This window comes from Rhodococcus sp. JS3073, from assembly GCF_026810085.1.
GTDB classification, from domain to species: domain Bacteria; phylum Actinomycetota; class Actinomycetes; order Mycobacteriales; family Mycobacteriaceae; genus Rhodococcus_F; species Rhodococcus_F wratislaviensis.
On the sequence record NZ_CP113951.1, the window covers coordinates 7,081,977 to 7,104,035 of the forward strand.

Sequence of the window (22,059 nt, forward strand, 5' to 3'; positions counted from 1 at the left end):
GGTTACGCAGGCAGTGCGGAGGACGCGTCGAGCAGTGCGGTGAGTGCGTCGGAGCAGCCGGCGTGGAGGGTGAGGGTGGCGAATTCGTCGCCGCGTGTCGTCCCCCTGTTGACGATGACGATGGGGATTCCGCGTTTGGCGGCGCGGCGGACGAACCGCAGTCCCGACATGACGGTGAGCGACGAGCCGGCCACGAGGAGCGCCTCGGCCTCGTCGACCACGTCGTAGGCGGCGGCGACCCTCGGCTTCGGGACGGATTCTCCGAAGTACACGATGTCGGGTTTGAGCAGGCCGCCGCACGTCTCGCAGTCGACCATCCGGAAATGCTCGGTGCTGGTAATCACCGCGTCGGCGTCCGGTGCGATCTCCACTCCCTGTGCGGCAGCGACGGTTTCGGCGAATCCCGGGTTCGCACGCTCGAGCCGGTCGGCGAGCGTGGCCCGTGAGATCAGGGCGTCGCACGTCAGGCACCGGACCTGGGCGTACGTGCCGTGCAGGTCGATCACCCGGCGACTGCCCGCCTTGGTGTGCAGTAGATCGACGTTCTGGGTGATGACGGCACGCACGGCACCGGCGCGTTCGAGCCCCGCCAGAGCGCGGTGGCCGGTGTTGGGCCGGGCGGCGTCCATGTGCCGCCAGCCGAGGTGGTTCCGCGCCCAGTAGTGGCGGCGGAAATCGGGGTCACCGGTGAACTGCTGGTAGGTCATGGGATTGCGCGGTGGCGAATCCGGACCCCGGTAATCGGGGATCCCGGAGTCCGTCGAGATGCCGGCGCCCGTGATCACACACAGACGCCGGCCACCGAGTACGTCGATCAGTCGGGCGAACACGCACTCCAGGGTAGCGCCGGTTCAGTACCCGACGACAGGATCGATCAGAGCGGTGAGATTCTCACCGGCGACGAAGCGGGTGACGTTCAGCGCCACGTGCTCCGCGAACGCCGGGGGGCGGACCGCAGGCGGGTTGGAATCGTGGGGGGTGATGATCACGTTGGGCAGATCCCACAGCGGATGGCCGTCGGGAAGCGGCTCGGGATCGGTGACGTCGAGTCCCGCTCCGCCGATCGTGTTGTCCCGCAGCGCTTTCACCAGAGCATTGGTGTGGACGAGCGAACCGCGCGCGACGTTGATCACCCACGCCGTCGGCTTCATCTGTGCGAACTCCGCCGCCCCGACCAGATGGTGCGTGGCGTCGGTCGCGGGAGCCCCGAGCACGAAGTGGTCCGCGCGGGCCCACACCTCGCCCAGACGGGTGGTGGGGAGCGTTTCGATCGCGCCCGGAACGGGGCTGCCGGAGCGGTTCACCGCGATGACGTCGGCCCCGACGCCCGCGAGCATCGGGATCAGCGCCCGGCCGATGCCGCCGGCACCCACGATGGCGACCGTGGTGCCCCGCAGGGTGCCGATCTTCGAGAAGAACTCCTGCTGGCGCCACGTCTTCGCCTCCAGGTGCTCCGGGAGTGCCCGCACCCCGGCCAGCAGCAGAGTCAGCGCGTGCTCGGCGACGGTGGCGGCGAACGCGCCCGCCGCCGACGTCCACAGAACGGTGGTGTCGGGTCTGATCACCTTCGCGGCGAACCACTCCTCGACACCCGCGGAGTTCAACTGCACCCAGCGGATGTTCTCGGGAAGCGGGTCCGGGAACCCGATCGGACCCGTGGTCCAGACCAGAGCGTCCGCGGACTCGAGGGGGGCCACACGGGCACCGCCCCGGCGCACCGCATCCTCGAGGAGCGGGTCCGGGGCGGGTCCGATGGCTATAGCTGGAACAGCAGCGTCGTCGGCCATGGGGTCGAACTTACGCGGGAACCTCGACCAAGGGGTAGACACCGTTCTCGTCGTGGACCTCACGGCCGGTGACGGGCGGGTTGAACACACACAGCATGCGCATTTCGGTGTCGGGCTCGACACGGTGACGCTCGTGACCGTTGAGCAGGTACATCGAACCGGGGCCGAGTTCGTAGACCTTGTCGTTGTCGAGGTCGATCAATTTGCCGGTTCCCTCGACGAGCCAGACGGCCTCGACGTGGTTGGCGTAGTGGAACTCGTTGACCGAGCCCGCTTTGATCGTGGTCTCGTGGAACGAGAAACCCACTTTGTCGCCGCCGAGGATGATGCGCTTGCTGCGCCAGTTTCCGTCCTCGCTGGTGATGTCGCGCTCGGTGTCGGTGATTTCTGCGGTGGTACGAACGATCATGTGAGTGTCAGTCCTCTCTCTAGCTGCAAACCTTGCCGGTGGCGTCGGCGAGAATGGCGAGTCCGTGGTCCAGTTCCTCGTCGGTGATGGTGAGCGCCGGAAGGAGCTTGACCACCTCGTCGGACGGTCCGGAGGTCTCCGCGAGCAGGCCCTCGTCGAAGGCGAGTTTGCAGACCTTGCCCGCGTTCTCCGGCTCGTCGAACACGAGACCCTGGACGAGGCCGCGACCGCGGGTGGAAACGGAGCCCTCGAACTGGTTCGCCAGATCGGTGAACGCCTGGTGGATCTTCTCGCCCTTGGTCAGCGTCGACTTGTGGAGAGTGTCGTCGGACCAGTAGTGGTCCAGGGCCACCTTCGACGTCACGAATGCCGGGTTGTTGCCACGGAACGTGCCGTTGTGCTCGCCCGGGCCCCACACGTCGAGCTCACGCTTGAACAGCGTCAGCGCCATCGGGAGACCGTAGCCGCTGATCGACTTCGACAGGCAGACGATGTCCGGGGTGATGCCGGCGACCTCGAAGGAGAAGAACGGCCCGGTGCGCCCGCAGCCCATCTGGACGTCGTCGACGATCAGCAGGATCTCGCGCTCGGCGCACAGGTCCGCGAGGGCGCGCAGCCACTCGGCACGGGCGACGTTGACGCCGCCCTCACCCTGCACGGTCTCCACGATCACGGCGGCCGGACGGTTCAGGCCACTGCCCGAGTCGTCGAGCACGCGGCGGAACCAGTGGAAGTCCTCGGTGACGCCGTCGAAGTAGTTGTCGAACGGCATCGGGGTGGCGTGCACCAGTGGGATTCCGGCGCCGGCGCGCTTCATCGAGTTACCGGTGACCGACAGGGCGCCGAGCGTCATTCCGTGGAAAGCGTTGGTGAAGTTGATGATCGACGAACGACCCGTCACCTTGCGCGCCAGTTTCAGTGCGGCCTCGACCGTGTTGGTTCCGGTGGGGCCGGGGAACTGGACCTTGTAGTCGAGACCTCGCGGTTTCAGGATCTTGTCCTGGAAGGTCTGGAGCAGGTCGCGTTTGGCCACGGTCGACATGTCGAGACCGTGCGTGATGCCGTCGCTGACGATGTAGTCGACGAGCGCCGACTTCAGGACCGGGTTGTTGTGGCCGTAGTTCAGCGAACCGGCACCGGCGAAGAAGTCGAGGTAGTCGCGGCCGTTCTCGTCGCGGATCCACGATCCGGACGCCGACTCGAAGACGGCGGGCCAGCCACGGCTGTAGCTGCGAACCTCGGATTCGAGGTTGTCGAAAATGTTCGTATCGAAGTTAGTCATGTTGCTGCATTCCTCCGGGGCATGCTCTTAGCCGATCGTGTACAGATCTTCGGCTTCGTGTCCATCGGGAAAATCATTAGGGGAGAACAGTTCTTGCTTGTTGATCGCCGTATCTCGGCGACGCGCCAATGCTGTGAACAGCGCGATCGAGGCCTCGTTGTCGGGGCTGATCGTCGTCTCGAGATGGGTAATCCCTTCGGGTGCAAGTCGATCGAGCAGCGCGCTCAGCATGCGACCTGCAATTCCCTTGCCGCGCTGGTCTGCGTCTACGGCAACTTGCCAGACGAACAGCGTCGCTGGGGATTCGGGGCGGATGAAGCCCGATACGAATCCCACGACGCGCTCGTCGACGACTGCGACGACCGACGAGCGGCTGAAATCTCTACACCACAACAGGTATGCGTAGCTCGAATTGAGATCGAGCACTTCCGTGTTCCTGGCGATCTCCCAGAGCCGGACTCCGTCAGTGATCTCTGGACTTCTGAACAACACCGCGTCCGGCGCGGTGGTCGGGATGGCACTCTTCTGAACAGGCGTCATTGGAAATTCGAACCTAACAACCATCCCCTTCGATTTCACGTGCCTCGCGAAATTGGACAGTTCAGGCGGCGGAGCTTTGCAGGTGAGACGTGCAAAGTGATGCTCATCACATTATGTAACTTTTGGGTGAACCGCAAGCGACACACTTCGCCTATTTGAGACTCGCGAGCGCGAAGGGGAGGACCGACGCGGCACCCGCCGCGCGGAGCGTCCTGGCGGCCATCGTGAGGGTCCAGCCGGTGTCCGTGAGTGTGTCGACGAGCAGCACCGGTCCGGATGCGTCGCGAAGGTCGGGAACCTCCCAGGCGCCGACGAGCCCGGCCACCCGGTACGCGGAATTGGCCGCGGATACCGGCGGATGCTCCGGTCGCAGCCGCAGAACTCCCAGGTCGGAGAGTCGTCCGACAGCGGCGAGCTGCCCCGCGATCGACGCCGACAGAAGGGGATGGGTGGCGGATTCGACCGCCATGACGGCGGTGGGACGCTCGGCCCAGTCCCAGGAGGCCAGCACCTGGATGCAGGCCTTCAGGACGGCGTCGGGGGCAGGTCCGTCCGGTTCGTCGAGCAGGGACCGCAGCCGCTGACCCCAGCCCAGGTCGGACAGCCGGCCCAGGACGCGCCCCGGTTCGGGGCCGTCCGTGATCTTCCCGGACAGCGTCACGCCGAGCTTCGCGAGGCCCGTGGGCCACTGTTTACGGGGCGCGAGATCCACGCCTGGCCGCTCGAGGCGCGTCCTGGTCTGTTGTACCGCCTCGGCGTCCACGGTCGCGTCGTGGCGCACTCCGGTGCAGTTGTCGCACCGGCCGCACTCCGAGGTTCCCGCCGCCAGACCCGGATCGTCGAGCTGCTCGCGCAGGAACGCCATCCGGCACGTGGTGATCCGCTGGTAGTCGATCATCGCCTGCTGTTCGGACTCGCGGGCCCGCTCCAGGCGCTCGTAGCGGTCCGCGTCGTACGTCCAGGGCTCCCCGGTGCCCACCCAGCCGCCGCGCACCCGGCGTACCGCACCGTCCACGTCGAGGACTTTCAGGACCATCTCCAGCCGGGTGCGGCCCAGCTCCACCAGCGGCTCGAGCGCCTGCGTGGACTGCGGCCGGTCGGTGTCGAGGACCTCGATGACCCGGCGCACGACGTGCTCCCGGGGGAACGCCACTGAGGCGAAATAGCTCCAGATCTGCTTGTCCTCGGAGCCGGGCAGCAGGATGACCTCGGCGCGGTCGGTGGACCGTCCGGCACGCCCGACCTGCTGGTAGTAGGAGATGGGGGACGACGGCGCACCGAGGTGCACGACGAACCCCAGGTCGGGCTTGTCGAACCCCATGCCGAGCGCGGACGTCGCCACGAGGGCCTTTACGCGGTTGCCGAGCAGGTCCTGCTCGAGGGTCTCGCGCTCGGCGGCGTCGGTTTGCCCCGTGTAGGCGGCGACCGTGTGGCCCTGCTCGGACAGCAGGCTCGCCAGATCCCGCGCCGCCGACACGGTGAGCGCGTAGATGATGCCCGAGCCGGGCAGGCTGTCGAGCTTCTGGGCGAGCCACGCGGCCCGGGCGGTGGCCTCCGGAATCTGCACGACCGACAGGTGCAGCGACTCGCGTTCGAGGCCGCCGCGGAGGACGAGGGTTTCGGCGCCACCCACCCCGAGCTGCGTCGAGACGTCGGAGACGACGCGGTCGTTCGCCGTGGCGGTGGTGGCCAGTACGGGGATGCCCTCGCCCAGTTCGGCGATCAACGTGCGGATCCGCCGGTAGTCGGGACGGAAGTCGTGACCCCAGTCCGACACGCAGTGCGCCTCGTCGACCACGACGAGACCCGCGTCGGCTGCGAGGGAGGGCAGGACCTGGTCGCGGAAGTCGGGATTGTTGAGACGCTCGGGGCTGACCAGCAGAACGTCGAGTTCGTTGTCCGCGACCCGGGCGTGAATGTCGTCCCACTCGGTGACGTTGCCGGAATTGATGGTGGCGGCGCGCACGCCTGCCCGCTCGGCGGAGGCCACCTGGTTCCGCATGAGTGCCAGGAGCGGCGACACGATGACCGTGGGGCCGTGCCCGTGCGCCCGCAGGAGCTTTGCCGCGATGAAGTAGACAGCCGACTTGCCCCAGCCCGTCCGCTGGACGACCAGCGCCCGTCTGCGGCCCACCACGAGCGCCTCGATCGCCGTCCACTGGTCGTCGCGGAGGGTGGCGTGCTCGCCTGCCAGCTCGCGGAGCAGCCGTTCGGCCTCGTCACGGAGTGCGGGTTCGGTGGCGGTCGTCATGCCCCCATGGTGCACGACACGGGTGACACGGAGGATTCGGGCGACGGCAGGAGCTCGCTCAGCCGGGCAGCGCCGCCTCGATCTCGGCGAGGGTGGGCGATGATGTGGAGGCGCCGCGGCGGGTGGTGGCGAGCGCGCCCGCCGTGCACGCGAACGGGACAGCGGCCGCCGGCCCGCGCCGCCACGAGACGGCCAGGGCGCCGGCGAACGCATCGCCCGCCCCGGTCGTGTCGACCACCTCGACCTCGGGGGAGTCGGCGTGGAGCGCGGTGCCGTCGCCGCCCGCGTAGTCCGCGCCCGACGATCCCAGCGTGGTCACGACGTGGGAGATGATGCCGGTGACCTCGGCGCCGAGTTGCGCGGCCTCGGTCTGGTTGACGAGGAGCACGTCGACCAGCTCCACGAGTTCGGGCGGAAGTGTCTGCGCCGGTGACGGATTCAACATCACGACGGTGCCGTGTGCCGCGGCGTGCGCCGCCGCGGCCAGCACGGTGCCCAGGGGTATCTCGAGTTGGCAGAGCAGGACGTCGGCGTCCGCGACGGCCGCGAGTTCGGCGGGCGTCAGGTCCACCACGGTGCTGTTGGCGCCCGGAACCACGACGATGCTGTTCTCGCCGGCGGCGTCGACGGTGATCGCCGCGATTCCGCTCGGCCCGTCCACTTCGCGCAGGTACCGCGTGTCGACCTCGGCGTCCACGAGGGCCTGTCGCAGGTCGAGAGCGAACACGTCGGAGCCGACGGCGCCGACGAACGTCACGGCGCCACCGGCCCGCGCCGCGGCGATCGCCTGGTTGGCACCCTTGCCGCCGGGGGTGGCGGCAAAGGCGCTGCCCAGGATCGTCTCCCCCGGCGCGGGTAACCGCTCGGCCGCCGTCAGTAGGTCCATGTTGACGCTGCCGACCACGGCGACCCTGGGAGCGGACATCTTCCGAGACTAACCCGCGTCGGCGGCCGCCGTCTTCTGTGCGGGTGTCGCGGATGCCTCGCCCTTGGTGCGGCGGAGACGCTTCAGGATGCGGCGGGCCTCGGCGTCCGTGGCCACGGCGGGCGGCGAACCCTCCAACGGCTTCCGGGCGGTCTCGGAGATGAGCAGAACCGCGATACCGCCGATGACGGCCGCGACCATCATGTACATCGGCGCGACGAGGTCACTGCCCGTCGCATCCTGCAACGCCGTGAGGACGAGGGGGGTGGTGCCACCGAAGATCGACACGGCGAGGTTGTAACCGATCGCCAGCCCCCCGTAGCGGATTCCGGTGGGGAACAGCGCGGGAAGGACCGACGGGAAGACGCCGACGAACAGCAGCAGGAGGCCGCCGAGCATCGCGAGGCCGAGGAAGACGGTGAAGTAGTGGCCGACACCGATCAACAGGTACGCGGGCAGCGACAGCGCGAAGAATCCGACGAAACCGGCCAGCAGCAACGGTTTCCGCCCGACCCGGTCGGAGAGCTTTCCGACGAAGCTGATGCACACCATCATGATGAGCATCACGATGATCATGAGGACGAGTCCGTGCGACTCGTCGTAGCCGAGCGTGTTCGACAGGTACGTCGGCATGTAGCTGAGCAGGCCGTAGTGCGCGATGTTGTACGTAGCGACCAGGATGACGCACAGCACCAGCGGCCGCCAGTTCTCCACCAGGGTTTCGCGCAGCTTGCGTCCCGTGGATTCTTCTGCGAGCGAACGTTCTTCGGCCTGCTCCATCTGCTGGAACGCGGGCGTCTCCTCGAGCCGCAACCGCAGGTAGAGGCCGATCAGGCCCAGCGGGCCGGCGAGCAGGAACGGAATTCGCCACGCCCAGTCCACCAGAGCGTCGGCGCTGACCACGGTGCTGATGATGGTGACCAGGCCCGCGGCCGCGACATACCCGGCGAGGGTTCCGAATTCGAGGAAGCTCGAGAAGAAGCCGCGGCGCTTGTCCGGCGCGTACTCGGCGACGAACGTGCTGGCGCCGCCGTACTCGCCGCCCGTCGAGAATCCCTGCACGAGCCGGAACAGCACCAGCAGAATCGGTGCCGCGAGCCCGATGGATCCGTAACTCGGGATGAGGCCGATGGCGAATGTGCTGCCCGCCATCAGGATGATCGTGGTGGCGAGCACCTTCTTGCGGCCGATCCGGTCACCGAGCGGACCGAAGAACAGTCCACCGAGGGGACGGACGATGAACGCCGCGGCGAAGATCGCGAACGTCGACAGCAGCTGTGCGGTACCGCTGGCCTCGGGAAAGAACACCTTGCCGATGGTGGTCGCGAGGTAGGCGTACACGCCGAAGTCGAACCACTCCATGGCGTTACCGAGCATGGTGGCCTTGACGGCTCGTTTGACGGAGGCCTCGTCGGTGACCGTGACATCAGGTGATTCGGCCACCTCGGCCGACGTGATCGAGTGATCTGGTGCAGTCATGTCGTGCGCTCCCCAGCGCAGTTATCACCCGCGCGGGGCACGTACCTGATGCACGCATCTTTTCGTCGCCCGCACGGCGATTGCTGGTCGGGTTCGGCAACCCACGGCCCTTCGGCGCGATGCGGCCCCCGCCGATCGGCTCTGGCTCGTGGCTCGGTCCCGCCCCACCGTCCGGGGTGCGGGACTACCAGCTGTAAGAGCGATTACCGTAGCAAAGGATACGGGGGGTTGTCGGCCCGAGCCTCAGTACGCCCGCGCGTACTGCGCCGGAATCTGCGGCGTCACCTGGGCATTCAATGCGAGTGCGGCTTTTCGCGGCCAGTACGGGTCGCGCAGCAGTTCGCGTCCGAGGAACACGGCGACGGCTTCACCCGTCTCCACGATCCGCTCGGCCTGCTCCGGCTCGGTGATGAGCCCGACGGCGGCGGCCGGGACCGTGGTCTCGTTCTGGATGCGACGGGCGAACGGGACCTGGTAGCCGGGTCCCACCGGGATCCGGGCGGACGCGACGCCGCCGCTGGAGACGTCGACGAGATCGACGCCGAGGTCGGCGAGGGCCTGCACGAGGGACACGGTCTGATCCGGCGTCCAGCTGTCCGTGTCGAGGCCGGGCTCCTCGGACAGCCAGTCGGTCGCCGAGACGCGGACGAAGACGGGCAACTCGGCCGGCCAGACCCCGCGCACCGCGTCGACGACCTCGAGCAGGAGGCGAATGCGGCCCGCGAAGCTGCCGCCGTACTCGTCTGCGCGGTGGTTGCTGACCGGGGAGAGGAACTGATGCAGCAGGTAGCCGTGTGCCGCATGGATTTCCACCACCTTGAAACCGGCCCGCGACGCCCGCTCGGCGGCGGCGGCGAAATCGGCGACCACCTTCCGGATGTCGGCGGTCGTCGCCGCGGCGGGCGGGTTGTGGTCGCCGAAACCGATCGCGCTCGGCGCCACCGTCTGCCAGGACAGCCGATCGTCGTCGTCGAGGCTCCCGCCCCCGCGCCACGGGACGTGCGCGGATCCCTTGCGCCCGGCGTGACCGAGTTGGATGCCCGGGACCGCGCCGAAGTACTCGAGCTGTGCGTTGATCTCCGCGAAGGCTTCGGTCTGGGTGTCGTTCCAGATGCCGAGGTCGGCGGCGCTGATGCGGCCCTCGGGGCTGACGGCCGTCGCCTCGGTGAGGATCAGCCCGGCACCGCCGATGGCACGCGTCACGAGGTGCGTCCGGTGCCAGTCGTTGGGCACCCCCACACCACTGCCCGTCACGTCGGCCGAGTACTGGCACATCGGCGCCATCCACACCCGATTGGGGACGGTGACTCCACGGAAGGTGATCGGTTCGAACAACACGCTCACTACAGCACTCCTGCCTCTGATGGTCTCGACCAGTCGCAACCTGCGCGGGGGGCCAAATCATTCCCGGTCGTTCCCGCTCCGCGGTGTACAGGCCCCTGTATATAGGCTGTCTTCATGACTGCAGTGACTTCCACCTCGTCGGCCGGTGCCGCGGTGGATACCCGTGAAGCCGTCCACGCAGCGGCCCGTCGCGCCCGCACCGCGTCGCGGGTCCTCGCGCTGCTCACCACTGCGCAGAAGGACGCGGCACTCCATGCGGCGGCCGATGCCGTGCTCGCCGCCTCGGCCGACATCCTCGCCGCCAACGCGGCCGACATCGAGACGGCCAGGGCGTCGGGCACCGAGGACTCCCTGCTCGACCGACTGCGGCTGACCCCGGAGCGGATCGAGGGAATCGCGTCCGGACTGCGTCAGGTGGCCGGTCTGCCCGACCCGGTCGGTGAAGTGGTGCGCGGCTCGACCCTCCCCAACGGTCTCGAACTCCGTCAGCTGCGGGTACCGCTCGGCGTGGTGGGCATGGTGTACGAGGCCCGCCCCAACGTCACCGTCGACGCGTTCGGGCTGGCACTCAAGTCGGGCAACGCGGCCCTGCTGCGCGGCTCCTCGTCCGCGGCGAAGTCGAACGCGGCGCTGGTCGCGGCGTTGCGGGCGTCGCTGGCGGCGCAGCAGCTGCCGGAGGACGCGGTGCAGTTACTGCCGAGCGACGACCGCTCCAGCGTGACGCACCTCATCCAGGCCCGCGGGCTGGTGGACGTCGTCATTCCCCGCGGCGGCGCCGGCCTGATCGACGCCGTGGTGCGTGACGCGACCGTCCCGACCATCGAGACGGGCGTCGGCAACTGCCACGTCTACGTCCACTCGGCGGCCGACCTGGAGATGGCCGAACGGATCCTGCTCAACTCCAAGACGCGGCGACCGAGTGTCTGCAACACCGCGGAGACGGTGCTGATCGACGCCGCGATCGCCGAGACGGCGGTGCCGAAGCTGCTGCAGGCCCTGCAGACGCACAGCGTGACGGTCCACGGGGATCTGCCGGGTCTGCTACCCGCGACCGAGTCGGACTGGTCGGAGGAGTACCTCACCCTGGATGTGGCCCTCAAGGTCGTCGACGATCTGAACGCCGCGGTCGAGCACATCGACCGCTACGGAACCGGTCACACCGAGGCCATCGTGACCTCCGACCTCGCGGCCGCCCGCGAGTTCACCGCCCGGGTCGACGCCGCCGCCGTCATGGTCAACGCGTCCACCGCCTTCACCGACGGTGAGCAGTTCGGATTCGGCGCCGAGATCGGGATCTCCACGCAGAAGCTGCACGCGCGCGGCCCGATGGGGCTCCCCGAACTGACGTCCACCAAGTGGATCGTCTGGGGTGACGGGCACACCCGCCCGGTCTAGACGTTTCGCCCACCCCTTTCCCTCCGGCCCCCTCTGCCCGTCACTTCTGAAAGGAGCGAGCGTGGATCGCGCACTGCCCACCACGACGCCGTTCTTCGCGAGCGTCGACGACGTCATCGCTCGGCTCGCCGAAACCGGTTACCTGTCCGACAAGGGCACCGCGACCGCGGTGTTCCTCGCCGACAGACTCGGAAAACCCCTGCTCATCGAGGGTCCCGCCGGCGTCGGCAAGACCGAACTCGCCCGCGCCGTCGCCGAGACCACCAGCGCCGAGCTGGTGCGGTTGCAGTGCTACGAGGGCGTCGACGAGGCACGCGCGCTGTACGAGTGGAACCACGCGAAGCAGATCCTGCGCATCCAGGCGGGCAGCGACCACAGCTGGGACTCCACCAAGGCGGACGTCTTCTCGGAGGAGTTCCTGCTGTCGCGGCCGCTGCTGACCGCGATCCGGCGCGAGGACCCGACGGTGCTGCTGATCGACGAGACCGACAAGGCCGACGTCGAGATCGAAGGCCTGCTCCTCGAGGTGCTCAGCGATTTCGCGGTCACCGTCCCCGAACTGGGCACCATCACGGCCACGCGCAAGCCGTTCGTCGTCCTCACCTCGAACGCCACCCGCGAACTGTCCGAGGCACTCAAGCGCCGCTGCCTGTTCCTGCATCTCGACTTCCCCGACGCCGAGCTCGAGCGGCGGATCCTCGCGAGCCGGGTGCCGGAGCTGCCCGAGGCAGTGGCCGAGCAGCTGGTCAGGACCATCCGCGTGCTGCGCGGCATGCAGCTGAAGAAGCTGCCGTCGGTCGCCGAAACCATCGACTGGGGTCGCACACTCCTCGCGCTCGGGCTCGACACCCTCGACGACGACGCCGTGCGCGCCACGATGGGTGTCGTCCTCAAACACCAATCCGACCAGCTACGGGCCGCTGCCGAGCTGCGACTGAACTGAAGGACTTCCCCATGGCTGCTGGTGGTCCACTCGCGTCCCGGTCGAAGCCGGGCGGTCCCGCGGCGCCGCACGGGCTGCCGGGGCATCTCGTCGACTTCGTCGAGGCGTTGCGGCGGCGCGGCATCACGGTCGGACCGTCCGAGACGGTCGACGCCGGTCGGGTGATGTCGGTCCTCGATCTGCTCGACCGCGAATCGCTGCGCGAGGGGCTCGCGTGCGCGCTGCTGCGGCGGCCCACCCACCGGCCAACCTTCGACGCGTTGTTCGAACTCTGGTTCCCGGCGGCGGTCGGAAGCCGGGCGGACGGGGCGATCGACACGAGTCTGCCGCGGAACGCGAAGGGCGAGATCGACTACGAGGCGCTGCGCGAGCTGATCGTCGAACTCCTCACCGACGGGTCGCCGGAGGCGATCGAGCTCACCGAGCTCCTGACCGCGCAGATGGTCGAGGAACTCGGGCAGTATCAGTCGGCGAACGGACCGTCGTTCTCGGCGTACCAGGCGCTGCGGGACGTCGCGCCGGAAACCCTGCTGAAGAAGATCCTCGACGGACTCCTGGGCAATCAGCAGGACGCCGACGCCCGGACGACGGAAAGCTACGAATCCGAGGTGGCCAAGCGCACCGCCGCCCAGCGGATCGCCGACTTCCGGAAGATGATCGAGAAGGAGACGCGGCGGCGGTCGGCGGAGAACCTCGGCAAGGAACGGGTGGCGTCGTACGGCGTGCCCCGGCTGGCCGAGGAAGTCGACTTCCTGCGCGCGTCCGACGCCGAACTGACGGCGCTGAAACGCAACGTGACCCCGCTGGCCCGGCTGCTCGCCAGCCGCCTGGCCGTGCGGCGCAGCCGCAACCGGGCCGGCTCGATCGACCTGCGCCGGACCCTGCGCAAGTCGATGTCCACCGGCGGAGTGCCCATCGACCTCGTTCAGCGCAAACCGCGGCGGGCGCGGCCCGAACTCGTCGTGATGTGTGACGTGTCGGGTTCGGTTGCCGGTTTCAGCCACTTCACCCTGCTGCTCGTCCACGCGCTGCGCGAACAGTTCTCCCGGGTGCGGGTGTTCGCGTTCATCGACACCACCGACGAGGTCACCCGCTTCTTCGACGCGGGAGCGGACCTCGGCAGCGCCATGTCGCGGATGATCCGGGAAGCCGACCTCGTCGGTTACGACGGGCACTCCGACTACGGCAACGCGTTCGGGGTGTTCGCCGAGCGGTTCACCCAGAGCATCACGTCGCGGACGTCGCTGCTGGTGCTCGGCGACGGTCGCAACAACTACCGCGACCCGAATCTGGAGGCCCTGGCCCGGCTCGTGTCGGTGGCGAAACACGCGCACTGGCTGAACCCGGAGCCCCGCGGGCAGTGGGGAACGGGCGATTCGGCGGCCAAGGTGTACAACGAGGTCATCAGCATGCACGAATGCCGATCCGCTCAGCAGCTGGCGTCGGTGGTCGCCGGGTTGCTGCCGGTGTGAGCACGTAAGCTCGTCACTCGTGGAACAGGGAGCAGCGGGCGCGCGTCGGCGCCGCCTGGGAGTCATGGGCGGCACCTTCGACCCCATTCATCACGGTCACCTCGTGGCGGCCAGCGAGGTGGCGGATCGATTCAGCCTCGACGAGGTCGTCTTCGTGCCCACCGGCAGGCCCTGGCAGAAGCAGGGGAAGGGCGTCAGCCCGGCCGAGGACAGGTACCTGATGACGGTCATCGCCACCGCGTCGAATCCGCGTTTCTCCGTCAGCCGGGTGGACGTCGACCGGGAGAAGGTCACCTACACCGTCGACACTCTGCGTGATCTGCGCAGCTACCACCCGGACGCCGAGCTGTACTTCATTACCGGTGCGGACGCCCTGGCGAGTATCCTGTCCTGGCAGGACTGGGAGGAACTGTTCTCGCTGGCGAAGTTCGTCGGGGTGTCGCGCCCGGGATTCGATCTCAACACCGAACATCTGGCCGGTCACCTGGACGCATTGCCGGAGGACGCGGTCACGCTGATCGAGATCCCGGCTCTGGCGATCTCCTCGACGGAATGTCGGCGGCGGGCCAGTCGACACCGTCCTGTGTGGTACCTCGTGCCGGACGGTGTGGTCCAGTACATCTCCAAACGGAACCTGTACCGGCCACCGGACTCCGAGCGCCTCGACGGCGCGACGACGATGTCCGAACCGGCCCCGGACAAGACCAAGAGCTAGTCAGCACTTTTCGAACGAACTGGGAGAACATCGCGTGAGCGCAACGACCGAAGCCATCGAGATGGCACGCATCGCGGCAGTGGCTGCCGACGAGAAGCTGGCCTCCGATGTGGTGGTGCTCGATGTTTCCGAGCAGCTGGTCATCACCGACTGCTTCGTCATCGCCTCCGCCCCCAACGAGCGACAGGTCAACGCGATCGTCGAGAACATCGAGGATCGGCTGCGTGAGGCAGGTCACAAGCCGGTGCGACGCGAGGGCACCCGCGAAGGCCGTTGGGCACTGCTCGATTTCGTGGACGTCGTGATCCACGTCCAGCACAACGAGGAGCGCAACTTCTACGCACTCGACCGGCTGTGGAAGGACTGCCCGACCGTGCCCGTCGAGGGTCTCGGGCAGCACGGCCCGGCCGACGCGAACGGTGCGGGCACTGCCGCCGAGGCGGAGGAGTCCGAGCTGTGACGGATGCCCCCCGTGCCCCGCGACGTCTGATCCTGCTCCGCCACGGGCAGACCGAGTACAACGCCGACAACCGCATGCAGGGTCAGCTCGACACCGAACTGTCGGAGCTGGGGCGGTCGCAGGCCCGCGCCGCCGCCACCGCGCTCGTCGGTCGCAGACCGATCTCCATCGTGTCCTCCGACCTGCGGCGGGCCTACGACACCGCAGTGGAGGTCGGCGACAACGCCGGTCTGCCGGTGCAGATCGACGAGCGCCTCCGCGAGACGCATCTCGGTGACTGGCAGGGGCTGACGCACCTCGACGTCGACGCGCGCGCGCCCGGCGCCCGCGCCACGTGGCGCGGCGACGCGACGTGGGCGCCGCCCGGCGGGGAGAGCCGTATCGACGTCGCCCGCCGCAGCAAGCCGGTGGTTGCCGAACTCGTCGAGAAGCACGAGGACTGGGCGGAGAAACCGGTGGTCCTGGTCGCGCACGGCGGTTTGATCGCCGCGCTGACCGCCGCGCTGCTGGATCTGCCCGTCGACCGCTGGCCGGTGCTGGGCGGGCTGGGGAACACCAGCTGGGTGCAGCTGAGTGCGTACGGAAACCCCGATTCGCTCCACTGGCGCCTCGACGTGTGGAACGCTTCTGCGAGTGTGGCCAGTGACGTCCTCTGACGTGGATGCCGGTTCCGGGGCGCGCCCCGTCCTGCTCGTGCTCGCCGATTCGCTGTCGTACTACGGACCCAAGGGCGGTCTCCCATCCGACCATCCCGACATCTGGCCCAATATCGTTGCACGTCAACTCGGTTGGGATGTCGAGTTGGTGGCGCGGATCGGCTGGACCAGCCGCGACGTGTGGTGGGCGCTGACCCAGGACCCACGTGTGTGGTCGGCGGTTCCCCGCGCCGGTGCCGTCGTGTTCGCTGTCGGCGGCATGGACTCCCTTCCGTCCCCGCTCCCGACGGCGCTGCGGGAACAACTGCGCTACGTCCGCCCACCCGCGCTGCGCCGCGTCGTGCGGGCCGGCTACCAGTGGCTTCAGCCCAGGCTGTCCCCGCTGGGGTGGCCCGTGGCGTTGCCCCCGCGGCTGAGTGTCGAGTACCTGGAGAGCTCCCGGGCGGCGCTCGAGTACATGCGCCCCGAGTTGCCCGTCATCGGAACCCTGCCGTCCGTGCATCGAAGCGAGGCCTACGGCAAGGTGCACGCGGGTCGCCCCGGTGCCGTTGCCGCCATCACCGCATGGTCGGAGGAGAAGAACGTGCCCATCGTCGACCTCGCGGAGGCGGTGCGCGCCAACGTCTTCAGCGATCAGGGCAATCCGGACGGCATCCACTGGGGCTGGGACGGACACACCGAGGTGGCCGCGGCGATGCTGACCGCGCTTCGCGCCGCGGGAGTCGTTCCGGACTCCGCCGAGGGCGCGGTTCCGGCCGACCCGGTGTCGAGCGGAGCCGAGTAGTCCGATGCCCGTCGTCGTCGTCACCGATTCTTCGGCCTCGATCCTGCCCGAACTCCTCGAGCAGTACGGGATCCAGGTGGTCCCGCTCCATGTCCTCAGCGGCGGTCAGGATTTCCGGGAGGGAATCGACGAGCTCCCCGAGGATCTTGCCGGTGTCACCACGTCGGGCGCGTCGCCGAGCGAGCTGTCCGAGGCGTACGCGGCAGCGCTGGAGCTGAGTGAGGGCGCAGGCGTTCTCGCGGTACACATCTCCCGGCAGCTGTCCGGCACGTGGGAGGCGGGCCGCCAGGCGGCGCAGGAATTCGACGGCCGGGTGCGGATCGTCGACTCCCAGTCCGCCGGAATGGGATTGGGCTACCCGGTCCTCGAGGCCGCGCGGGCCGCGAAGGACGGTGCGGACCTCGAGACGGCGTACCGGCGGGCGGTCGACGTCGCGAGCCGCGGGCGGTGCCTGATCGTCGTGGACAGGCTCGATCAATTGCGTCGCGGAGGCCGTATCGGCACCGCCGCCGCACTGCTCGGCACCGCACTGGCGATGAAGCCGGTGCTGCATCTCGTGGACGGCCGGCTGGTTCTGAAGGAGAAGACGCGCACCTCGACCAAGGCGATGGCCAGGATGGTCGACGCCGCGGTGGAGCTGGCAGGTCTGGACAGGACGGCCGTCGCTGTGCATCACATGCACGCCCGGCAGCGCGCCGAAGCGGTGGCACAGCACCTGAAGGACCGGATTCCGCAGGTCAGCGATCTCGTCGTCACCGATTTCAGCTCGGTGATCGGTGCCCACGTCGGGGCGGGCGCCATCGGCATCGTGCTGTGCCCGGAACCCGCCCTGCACCACGAAGACCACGATTCATCCACAACTTCGCACTGATCCACAGGCCGGTTCGGAAGTCGGGTCGTCGCGGCAATTCGGTGGGCGGCGCACTCTACCGTCGCGTTCATGGGGATCAGGGAAGAACGTTCCAGGGGCCGGACCCGGCTCGCGTTCCTGACGTCGGGGGAACGCGATGCGGTCCCGGCCGACACACCGGCGGCGCCGGAGTGGCTGGCCGAGCCGAGCGGGACCGTCCTCGACGGCGACACGACGTGGTCCGCCGAACGCCGCCGGGGTGGATTCTCGCTGCCGGACCGCTGGCGGGACGCACGATTCGATCCCGGGCGTTCCGGGGCGTTGGTGCTGATCGTGGTGGGAATCGTCGTCGCGACCGCCACCGTGCTGGGAATGCGCAACGATCGGCCGGAGGCACAGGCGGTTCCGTCGTTACCCGCTGCCGGAGTGCATTCTCTGACTCCGGCACCGGGACCGGCACCGACGAGTCCCGACGCGGCGGCGTCGGCACCCGCCCCGGCGGAGGAGATCGTCGTCAGCGTCGTGGGACTGGTGGCGTCGGCCGGTCTCGTCCGGCTGCCACCGGGGTCCCGGGTCGCGGACGCTCTCGCCGCTGCCGGGGGAGTGCGCGACGGCGGTGACACCCTCGGATTGAATCTGGCTCAACGACTTTCGGACGGCGATCAGGTTCTCGTGGGTGCCGCGACCACCCAGGCGCCGCCGAGCGCTGTGGGCGGAGCCTCCGCGGGATCGCCGGGGACCGCAGGCGCAGCGGCCGCCCCGGGCGGAGGGCTCGTGAACCTCAACACGGCGACCGAGACGGAACTCGACGCACTTCCCGGTGTCGGGCCCGTCACGGCGGCGGCGATCGTCGCGTGGCGCACGACCAACGGAACGTTCACCGACATCTCGCAACTGGGGGAGGTGGACGGGATCGGCCCGGTGCGGCTGGAGAAGCTGCGCGGCCAGGTCACCCTGTGATGCCCGACGACGAACCGCGGCTCCTCGACCTGCGGCTTCTTCCGTTCGCCGGGATGTGCTGGGCGGCAACGCTGATCGGTATCCACGGCGGCTCCCGGGCGGCGTGGGTTCTCGTGGCAACCCTGACGGGAGCGGCAGTTCTCCTCGCCGCGGGGTGCGTCCTGCGGGGACCGGGACGGTGGACGGCCGGGGTGCTGGCGGTACTACTGTTCGGGTCCTGCTGCGCTGCGGGGACGGCCTGGCGGGTTCAGGCCGTGGAACGGCACCCGATGACCGAACTCGGCCGGAACGAGGCGTGGGTGACGCTCGTCCTCACCCTTGCCGACGATCCCCGGGAGATCGCCGGCTTCGGACGGCACGTCCTCGTGAACGCGGACGTCGTCGAGATCCGCCGGGCCACCGAGACGATCCACTCGGGCGGTGCGGTGGTCGTCCTCGCCCCGGCGGCGGGGTGGCTCGGACTCCTGCCGGGGCAGGACGTGATCTTGCGCGGGCAGGCGGGCCCTCCGCGGCACCGGGACCTGAGCCTGGCCACGATCCGGGTGTCCGGACCGCCCGCGGCCGTCGGTCCCGCGCCCCCGCATCAGAGGTGGGCCGGCGCCCTGCGTGCGCGGTTCGTCGCGGCCGCCGCCGTTCTGCCCGCCGACGAGGCAGGACTGTTGCCGGGGCTGGTGATCGGCGACACCTCGGCGCTGCCCCGGGAGGTGAAGGACGACTTCACCGCGACCGGACTGACGCATCTCACGGCGGTATCCGGGGCGAACGTCAGCATCCTGCTGGGAGCCGTCCTGCTCGTGGTCCGCGGGGTGGGACTCGGTCCCCGCGCGGGTGCGGCGCTGGCCGCCGCGGCGCTGATCGCATTCGTGGTGATCGCGCGACCGTCGCCCAGCGTGCTGCGCGCCGCGGCGATGGGCTCGGTCGCTCTGCTGGCGCTCGTGACCGGACGGCGGAAACAGGCGATGCCCGCGCTCGCGGCCGCGGTCATCGCCCTGCTGGCGTGGTCACCGGAATTGGCGGTGGACTTCGGCTTCGTACTCTCGGCGACCGCCACTGCCGGGCTGATCGTGATCGCGCCGGTGGGGGTCGACGTGCTGGTGTGCCGCGGCTGGCCGCGGGCGGTGGCCGAGACGGTGGCGGTGTCCGTCGCCGCCTTCGCCGTCACCGCTCCGATCGTGGCCGCGATGGCCGGGACGGTGAGCCTGGTGTCCATCTGCGCGAACATCCTGGTCGCCCCCGTGGTCGGTGTGATCACCGTGGCCGGAGCGATCACCGCGCTGATCGCGGGTGTCAGTGTTCCCGTCGCGGAAGTGGTGGTGCACGTGACCCAGTGGCCGCTGTGGTGGCTCGTCACCGTGGCCGAGCGAGGTGCGCGGATTCCCGGAGCCTCGATACCGGTGCCCTCCGGGCCCGCCGGTGCGGCGATCGTCCTCGGTGCCGTGGTGGCGCTCGGTGTGACGCTGCGCAGACGCGGACCCCGGCTGGTGCTGGCGGGAATCGCGATAGGTGCGCTGGTGCTGTGGGCGCCGGTCTGGCCGTCGTCGCTGGGACGCCTTGTGTGAGCGCGCCCGAATCCGGGAAACCTTCGCAGAACTCGAGGAAAGGGACGACGACATGCAGGTGGGGTTCAAGCTGATGGCCGAGACGTTCGATCCGCGGGAGATCGTGCGGCAGGCGGTGGAGGCCGAACGGGCCGGCTTCGACTTCGTCGAGGTGAGCGATCACTATCACCCCTGGCTCTACAGTCACGGTCACTCGGGATTCGTGTGGTCGATGCTCGCGGCCGCTGCCGCACGGACCGACCGGATCGCCCTGGCGACCGGCGTCACCTGCCCGTTCGTCCGATATCACCCCGCGATCATCGCGCAGGCCGCGGCCACGACCGCCGTCCTCAGCGAGGGCCGGTTCACCCTGGGGCTCGGTTCGGGGGAACGGCTGAACGAACATGTCGTCGGTGGCGGTTGGCCGTCGGTCACCATCCGGCACCAGATGCTCCGTGAGGCAATCGACATCATCCGTCTGCTGTGGTCGGGCGGCTACCACTCGTACGAGGGCAAACACCTCACCGTGGACGACGCACGCGTCTTCGATCTCCCCGACGTGCCGCCCACGATCGCCGTCGCGGCGGGCGGCACGGAAGCGGTCCGTATCGCCGCGGAACTCGGCGACGGACTCTTCGCCACCGAAGCGGACCCGGACCTCGTGAAGGCCTACACCGGGGCCGGTGGGTCGGGACCCAAGTACGGGGAGGTGCCCCTCTCGTGGGCGCGTGACGAGGAATCCGCGGCCGAGTCGGCGCACCGGTTGTTCCGGTTCGGGTTGACCGGATGGAAGGTTCAAGCCGAACTGCCGAATCCGATCAACTTCGAGGCGGCGTCGTCGTCGATCCGCACCGAGGACGTCCGCGACGCCATGGCCTGCGGGCCGGACGTCCGGCGGCACCTGGAGGTGGCACGCACGTTCGTCGACGCAGGGTTCGATCATCTGGCGCTGATCAACGCGGGGCCGGACGTGGACGGGTTCTTCGAGTTCTTCGCCACCGAGTTGAGTGAGCCGCTGCGGGCGCTGACAACGGCCTGACATCGGCTGTGCTGCTGTAACTTTCGACTCCCCGGCGCACCGCTCGGCACGCTCGGGGCGGCGGGTGCGGAACGCGTTCTGTATCGTTTCGACTTCGATTCCCGATGTGCGTATGCGACACCGAAACACCGACTACCATCCGGTGGCAGATGCCTGAGGTGAACGGTCTTGGAACGCACCCGCATTGGAGGGCGAATGTCGGAATCGGAGCGGACAGATCTCGATGTGGACGACGAACTCGACGCCGGGCAGGTGTGGAGAGCGCAGCGGGTCGTCGCTGCCCAGTCATTGGACGCCGAAGACTGCCGCATGCTCCTGTCCATGCTCGGCATTGCGGGTAACCCCGATGCACCGGAGGTGGACTGACGGCGGTCAGGTCACCTTCCGGTGATGGTGAGCGACGATCTCCTGCGCCACCGTCGCGAGCTTGAGATTCATGTCCTGCGAGGTGGTGCGGAGAATCTCCATCGCCTGAGTCTCGGGGATGTTGTGGAACGCCATCAGCAGACCCACGGCCTTCCCGATTTCACGATTGCTGGCCAGGCCTGCCCGCAGTGTCTCGGCCTCGGCGTGCTCGTGGACGGCCGCCAACGCCACCGCCGCGAACGATGCGAGCATGATGCCCTGATCGACGGACGTGGTGTTCAGCGCTCCCGCCGTGTCGGAGAACAAATTGAGGGCGCCGACCTTGCGCCCGAGGATGACGAGGCGGAATCCGGCCGCACCGCGCACCGGCGTGTGGGCCAGCACCCGCGCCGACAGCCGCGGCCACTGCGACGACGTGGAGAGGTCCGTCTCGAACTGAGGCGTGTCGCTGACGATGGCATCGACGCACGGTCCCTCGTTCTCGACGCGCTCGAACTCGTCGACGCGCGCGGCCACGTCGTCGCTGGCCGCGACCGTCACGTAGCGGGATCCCTCCCGGAGCATCAGGCTCGCGTGGTCGCAGCCCTCGACGAGTAGTGGCGCGGCGTCGCAGATGGCCTGGTGGACGTGCCCGTAATCCTGGCCTGCGTAGAGAAGATCGGCGAGGGTCGCGAACGTCGCGGCCGACCTGCCGACAGCCTGCGAGCGCGTCGTATCGGGCATTGTGTCTCGCATCGGTTCCTCCAGCGTGCGGGCATGTGCCCGGCTCACCGATTCAGTCTGCCAGAGAGGGAGGTCGCCGCAGGTCCGGGCCGCAGGAATTCCCGATCGGACTCCGGGGACGGTGGCCCCGGGCGAAGATGA

22 protein-coding genes are annotated in these 22,059 nt (G+C 68.8%); 12 read left to right on the forward strand and 10 right to left on the reverse strand.

Going from position 1 to position 22,059, the window contains the following annotated elements; all coding sequences use genetic code 11:
• Positions 1–2 precede the first annotated feature (2 nt).
• From OYT95_RS32245 to OYT95_RS32285, 9 genes are all read right to left on the reverse strand, one after another.
• Positions 3–830, reverse strand: coding sequence for an NAD-dependent protein deacetylase (locus OYT95_RS32245; RefSeq protein WP_268790073.1), 828 nt, complete (start codon positions 828–830; stop codon positions 3–5).
• A 21-nt stretch (positions 831–851) separates the two neighbouring features.
• Positions 852–1,787, reverse strand: a complete 936-nt coding sequence (locus OYT95_RS32250; RefSeq protein WP_037226354.1) for a D-isomer specific 2-hydroxyacid dehydrogenase family protein — start codon at positions 1,785–1,787, stop codon at positions 852–854.
• A 10-nt stretch (positions 1,788–1,797) separates the two neighbouring features.
• Positions 1,798–2,196 (reverse strand): ectoine synthase, encoded by a 399-nt coding sequence (locus OYT95_RS32255; protein ID WP_005261294.1) that lies wholly within the window; start codon positions 2,194–2,196, stop codon positions 1,798–1,800.
• Positions 2,197–2,215: 19 nt separating this feature from the next.
• Positions 2,216–3,478 (reverse strand): diaminobutyrate--2-oxoglutarate transaminase, encoded by a 1,263-nt coding sequence (ectB, locus tag OYT95_RS32260; RefSeq protein WP_112299446.1) that lies wholly within the window; start codon positions 3,476–3,478, stop codon positions 2,216–2,218.
• Positions 3,479–3,505: 27 nt separating this feature from the next.
• Positions 3,506–4,018: a diaminobutyrate acetyltransferase gene (gene ectA / locus OYT95_RS32265; RefSeq protein ID WP_009474013.1), complete on the reverse strand. Its 513-nt coding sequence runs from the start codon at positions 4,016–4,018 to the stop codon at positions 3,506–3,508.
• 151 nt (positions 4,019–4,169) lie between these two features.
• Positions 4,170–6,269: a RecQ family ATP-dependent DNA helicase gene (locus OYT95_RS32270; RefSeq protein WP_037226357.1), complete on the reverse strand. Its 2,100-nt coding sequence runs from the start codon at positions 6,267–6,269 to the stop codon at positions 4,170–4,172.
• A gap of 58 nt (positions 6,270–6,327) precedes the next feature.
• On the reverse strand, positions 6,328–7,194 hold the full coding sequence (locus OYT95_RS32275) for a ribokinase (protein WP_037226359.1): 867 nt from the start codon (positions 7,192–7,194) through the stop codon (positions 6,328–6,330).
• 9 nt (positions 7,195–7,203) lie between these two features.
• Positions 7,204–8,673 (reverse strand): MFS transporter, encoded by a 1,470-nt coding sequence (locus OYT95_RS32280; protein WP_128641897.1) that lies wholly within the window; start codon positions 8,671–8,673, stop codon positions 7,204–7,206.
• 243 nt (positions 8,674–8,916) lie between these two features.
• The gene (locus tag OYT95_RS32285; protein ID WP_268790074.1) at positions 8,917–10,017 is read right to left on the reverse strand and encodes an NADH:flavin oxidoreductase/NADH oxidase; all 1,101 of its coding nucleotides are present in this window, start codon (positions 10,015–10,017) and stop codon (positions 8,917–8,919) included.
• 114 nt (positions 10,018–10,131) lie between these two features.
• Between OYT95_RS32285 and OYT95_RS32290 the strand changes: the two genes are divergently transcribed.
• The 12 genes from OYT95_RS32290 (at position 10,132) to OYT95_RS32345 (ending at position 21,195) form a co-directional block, all read left to right on the forward strand.
• On the forward strand, positions 10,132–11,412 hold the full coding sequence (locus OYT95_RS32290; RefSeq protein WP_268790075.1) for a glutamate-5-semialdehyde dehydrogenase: 1,281 nt from the start codon (positions 10,132–10,134) through the stop codon (positions 11,410–11,412).
• 61 nt (positions 11,413–11,473) lie between these two features.
• On the forward strand, positions 11,474–12,355 hold the full coding sequence (locus tag OYT95_RS32295) for an AAA family ATPase (protein ID WP_128641899.1): 882 nt from the start codon (positions 11,474–11,476) through the stop codon (positions 12,353–12,355).
• A gap of 11 nt (positions 12,356–12,366) precedes the next feature.
• Positions 12,367–13,827: a vWA domain-containing protein gene (locus OYT95_RS32300; protein ID WP_037226363.1), complete on the forward strand. Its 1,461-nt coding sequence runs from the start codon at positions 12,367–12,369 to the stop codon at positions 13,825–13,827.
• Between the two features lie 64 nt (positions 13,828–13,891).
• Positions 13,892–14,542 (forward strand): nicotinate-nucleotide adenylyltransferase, encoded by a 651-nt coding sequence (gene nadD, locus OYT95_RS32305; protein WP_005261284.1) that lies wholly within the window; start codon positions 13,892–13,894, stop codon positions 14,540–14,542.
• Between the two features lie 34 nt (positions 14,543–14,576).
• Complete coding sequence (gene rsfS, locus OYT95_RS32310) at positions 14,577–15,002, forward strand: ribosome silencing factor (protein WP_037226364.1); 426 nt, start codon at positions 14,577–14,579, stop codon at positions 15,000–15,002.
• On the forward strand, positions 14,999–15,658 hold the full coding sequence (locus OYT95_RS32315; protein ID WP_037226365.1) for a histidine phosphatase family protein: 660 nt from the start codon (positions 14,999–15,001) through the stop codon (positions 15,656–15,658). Before rsfS ends, OYT95_RS32315 begins: the two co-directional genes overlap by 4 nt.
• A complete protein-coding gene (gene octT, locus OYT95_RS32320; RefSeq protein ID WP_037226366.1) occupies positions 15,645–16,442 on the forward strand; it encodes a diglucosylglycerate octanoyltransferase in 798 nt (265 codons plus the stop codon). Before OYT95_RS32315 ends, octT begins: the two co-directional genes overlap by 14 nt.
• 4 nt (positions 16,443–16,446) lie before the next feature.
• Positions 16,447–17,313: a DegV family protein gene (locus OYT95_RS32325; RefSeq protein ID WP_268790076.1), complete on the forward strand. Its 867-nt coding sequence runs from the start codon at positions 16,447–16,449 to the stop codon at positions 17,311–17,313.
• A 69-nt stretch (positions 17,314–17,382) separates the two neighbouring features.
• Positions 17,383–18,252: a ComEA family DNA-binding protein gene (locus OYT95_RS32330; protein ID WP_268790077.1), complete on the forward strand. Its 870-nt coding sequence runs from the start codon at positions 17,383–17,385 to the stop codon at positions 18,250–18,252.
• Positions 18,252–19,811, forward strand: a complete 1,560-nt coding sequence (locus OYT95_RS32335) for a ComEC/Rec2 family competence protein (RefSeq protein ID WP_268790078.1) — start codon at positions 18,252–18,254, stop codon at positions 19,809–19,811. Before OYT95_RS32330 ends, OYT95_RS32335 begins: the two co-directional genes overlap by 1 nt.
• 52 nt (positions 19,812–19,863) lie before the next feature.
• Positions 19,864–20,829 (forward strand): LLM class F420-dependent oxidoreductase, encoded by a 966-nt coding sequence (locus OYT95_RS32340; protein WP_128641904.1) that lies wholly within the window; start codon positions 19,864–19,866, stop codon positions 20,827–20,829.
• Between the two features lie 195 nt (positions 20,830–21,024).
• Positions 21,025–21,195, forward strand: a complete 171-nt coding sequence (locus OYT95_RS32345) for a hypothetical protein (protein WP_005261277.1) — start codon at positions 21,025–21,027, stop codon at positions 21,193–21,195.
• 6 nt (positions 21,196–21,201) lie between these two features.
• Here the strand turns inward: OYT95_RS32345 and OYT95_RS32350 are convergent, their stop codons facing one another.
• A complete protein-coding gene (locus OYT95_RS32350) occupies positions 21,202–21,930 on the reverse strand; it encodes a GAF and ANTAR domain-containing protein (protein WP_268790079.1) in 729 nt (242 codons plus the stop codon).
• Positions 21,931–22,059: the final 129 nt, after the last annotated feature.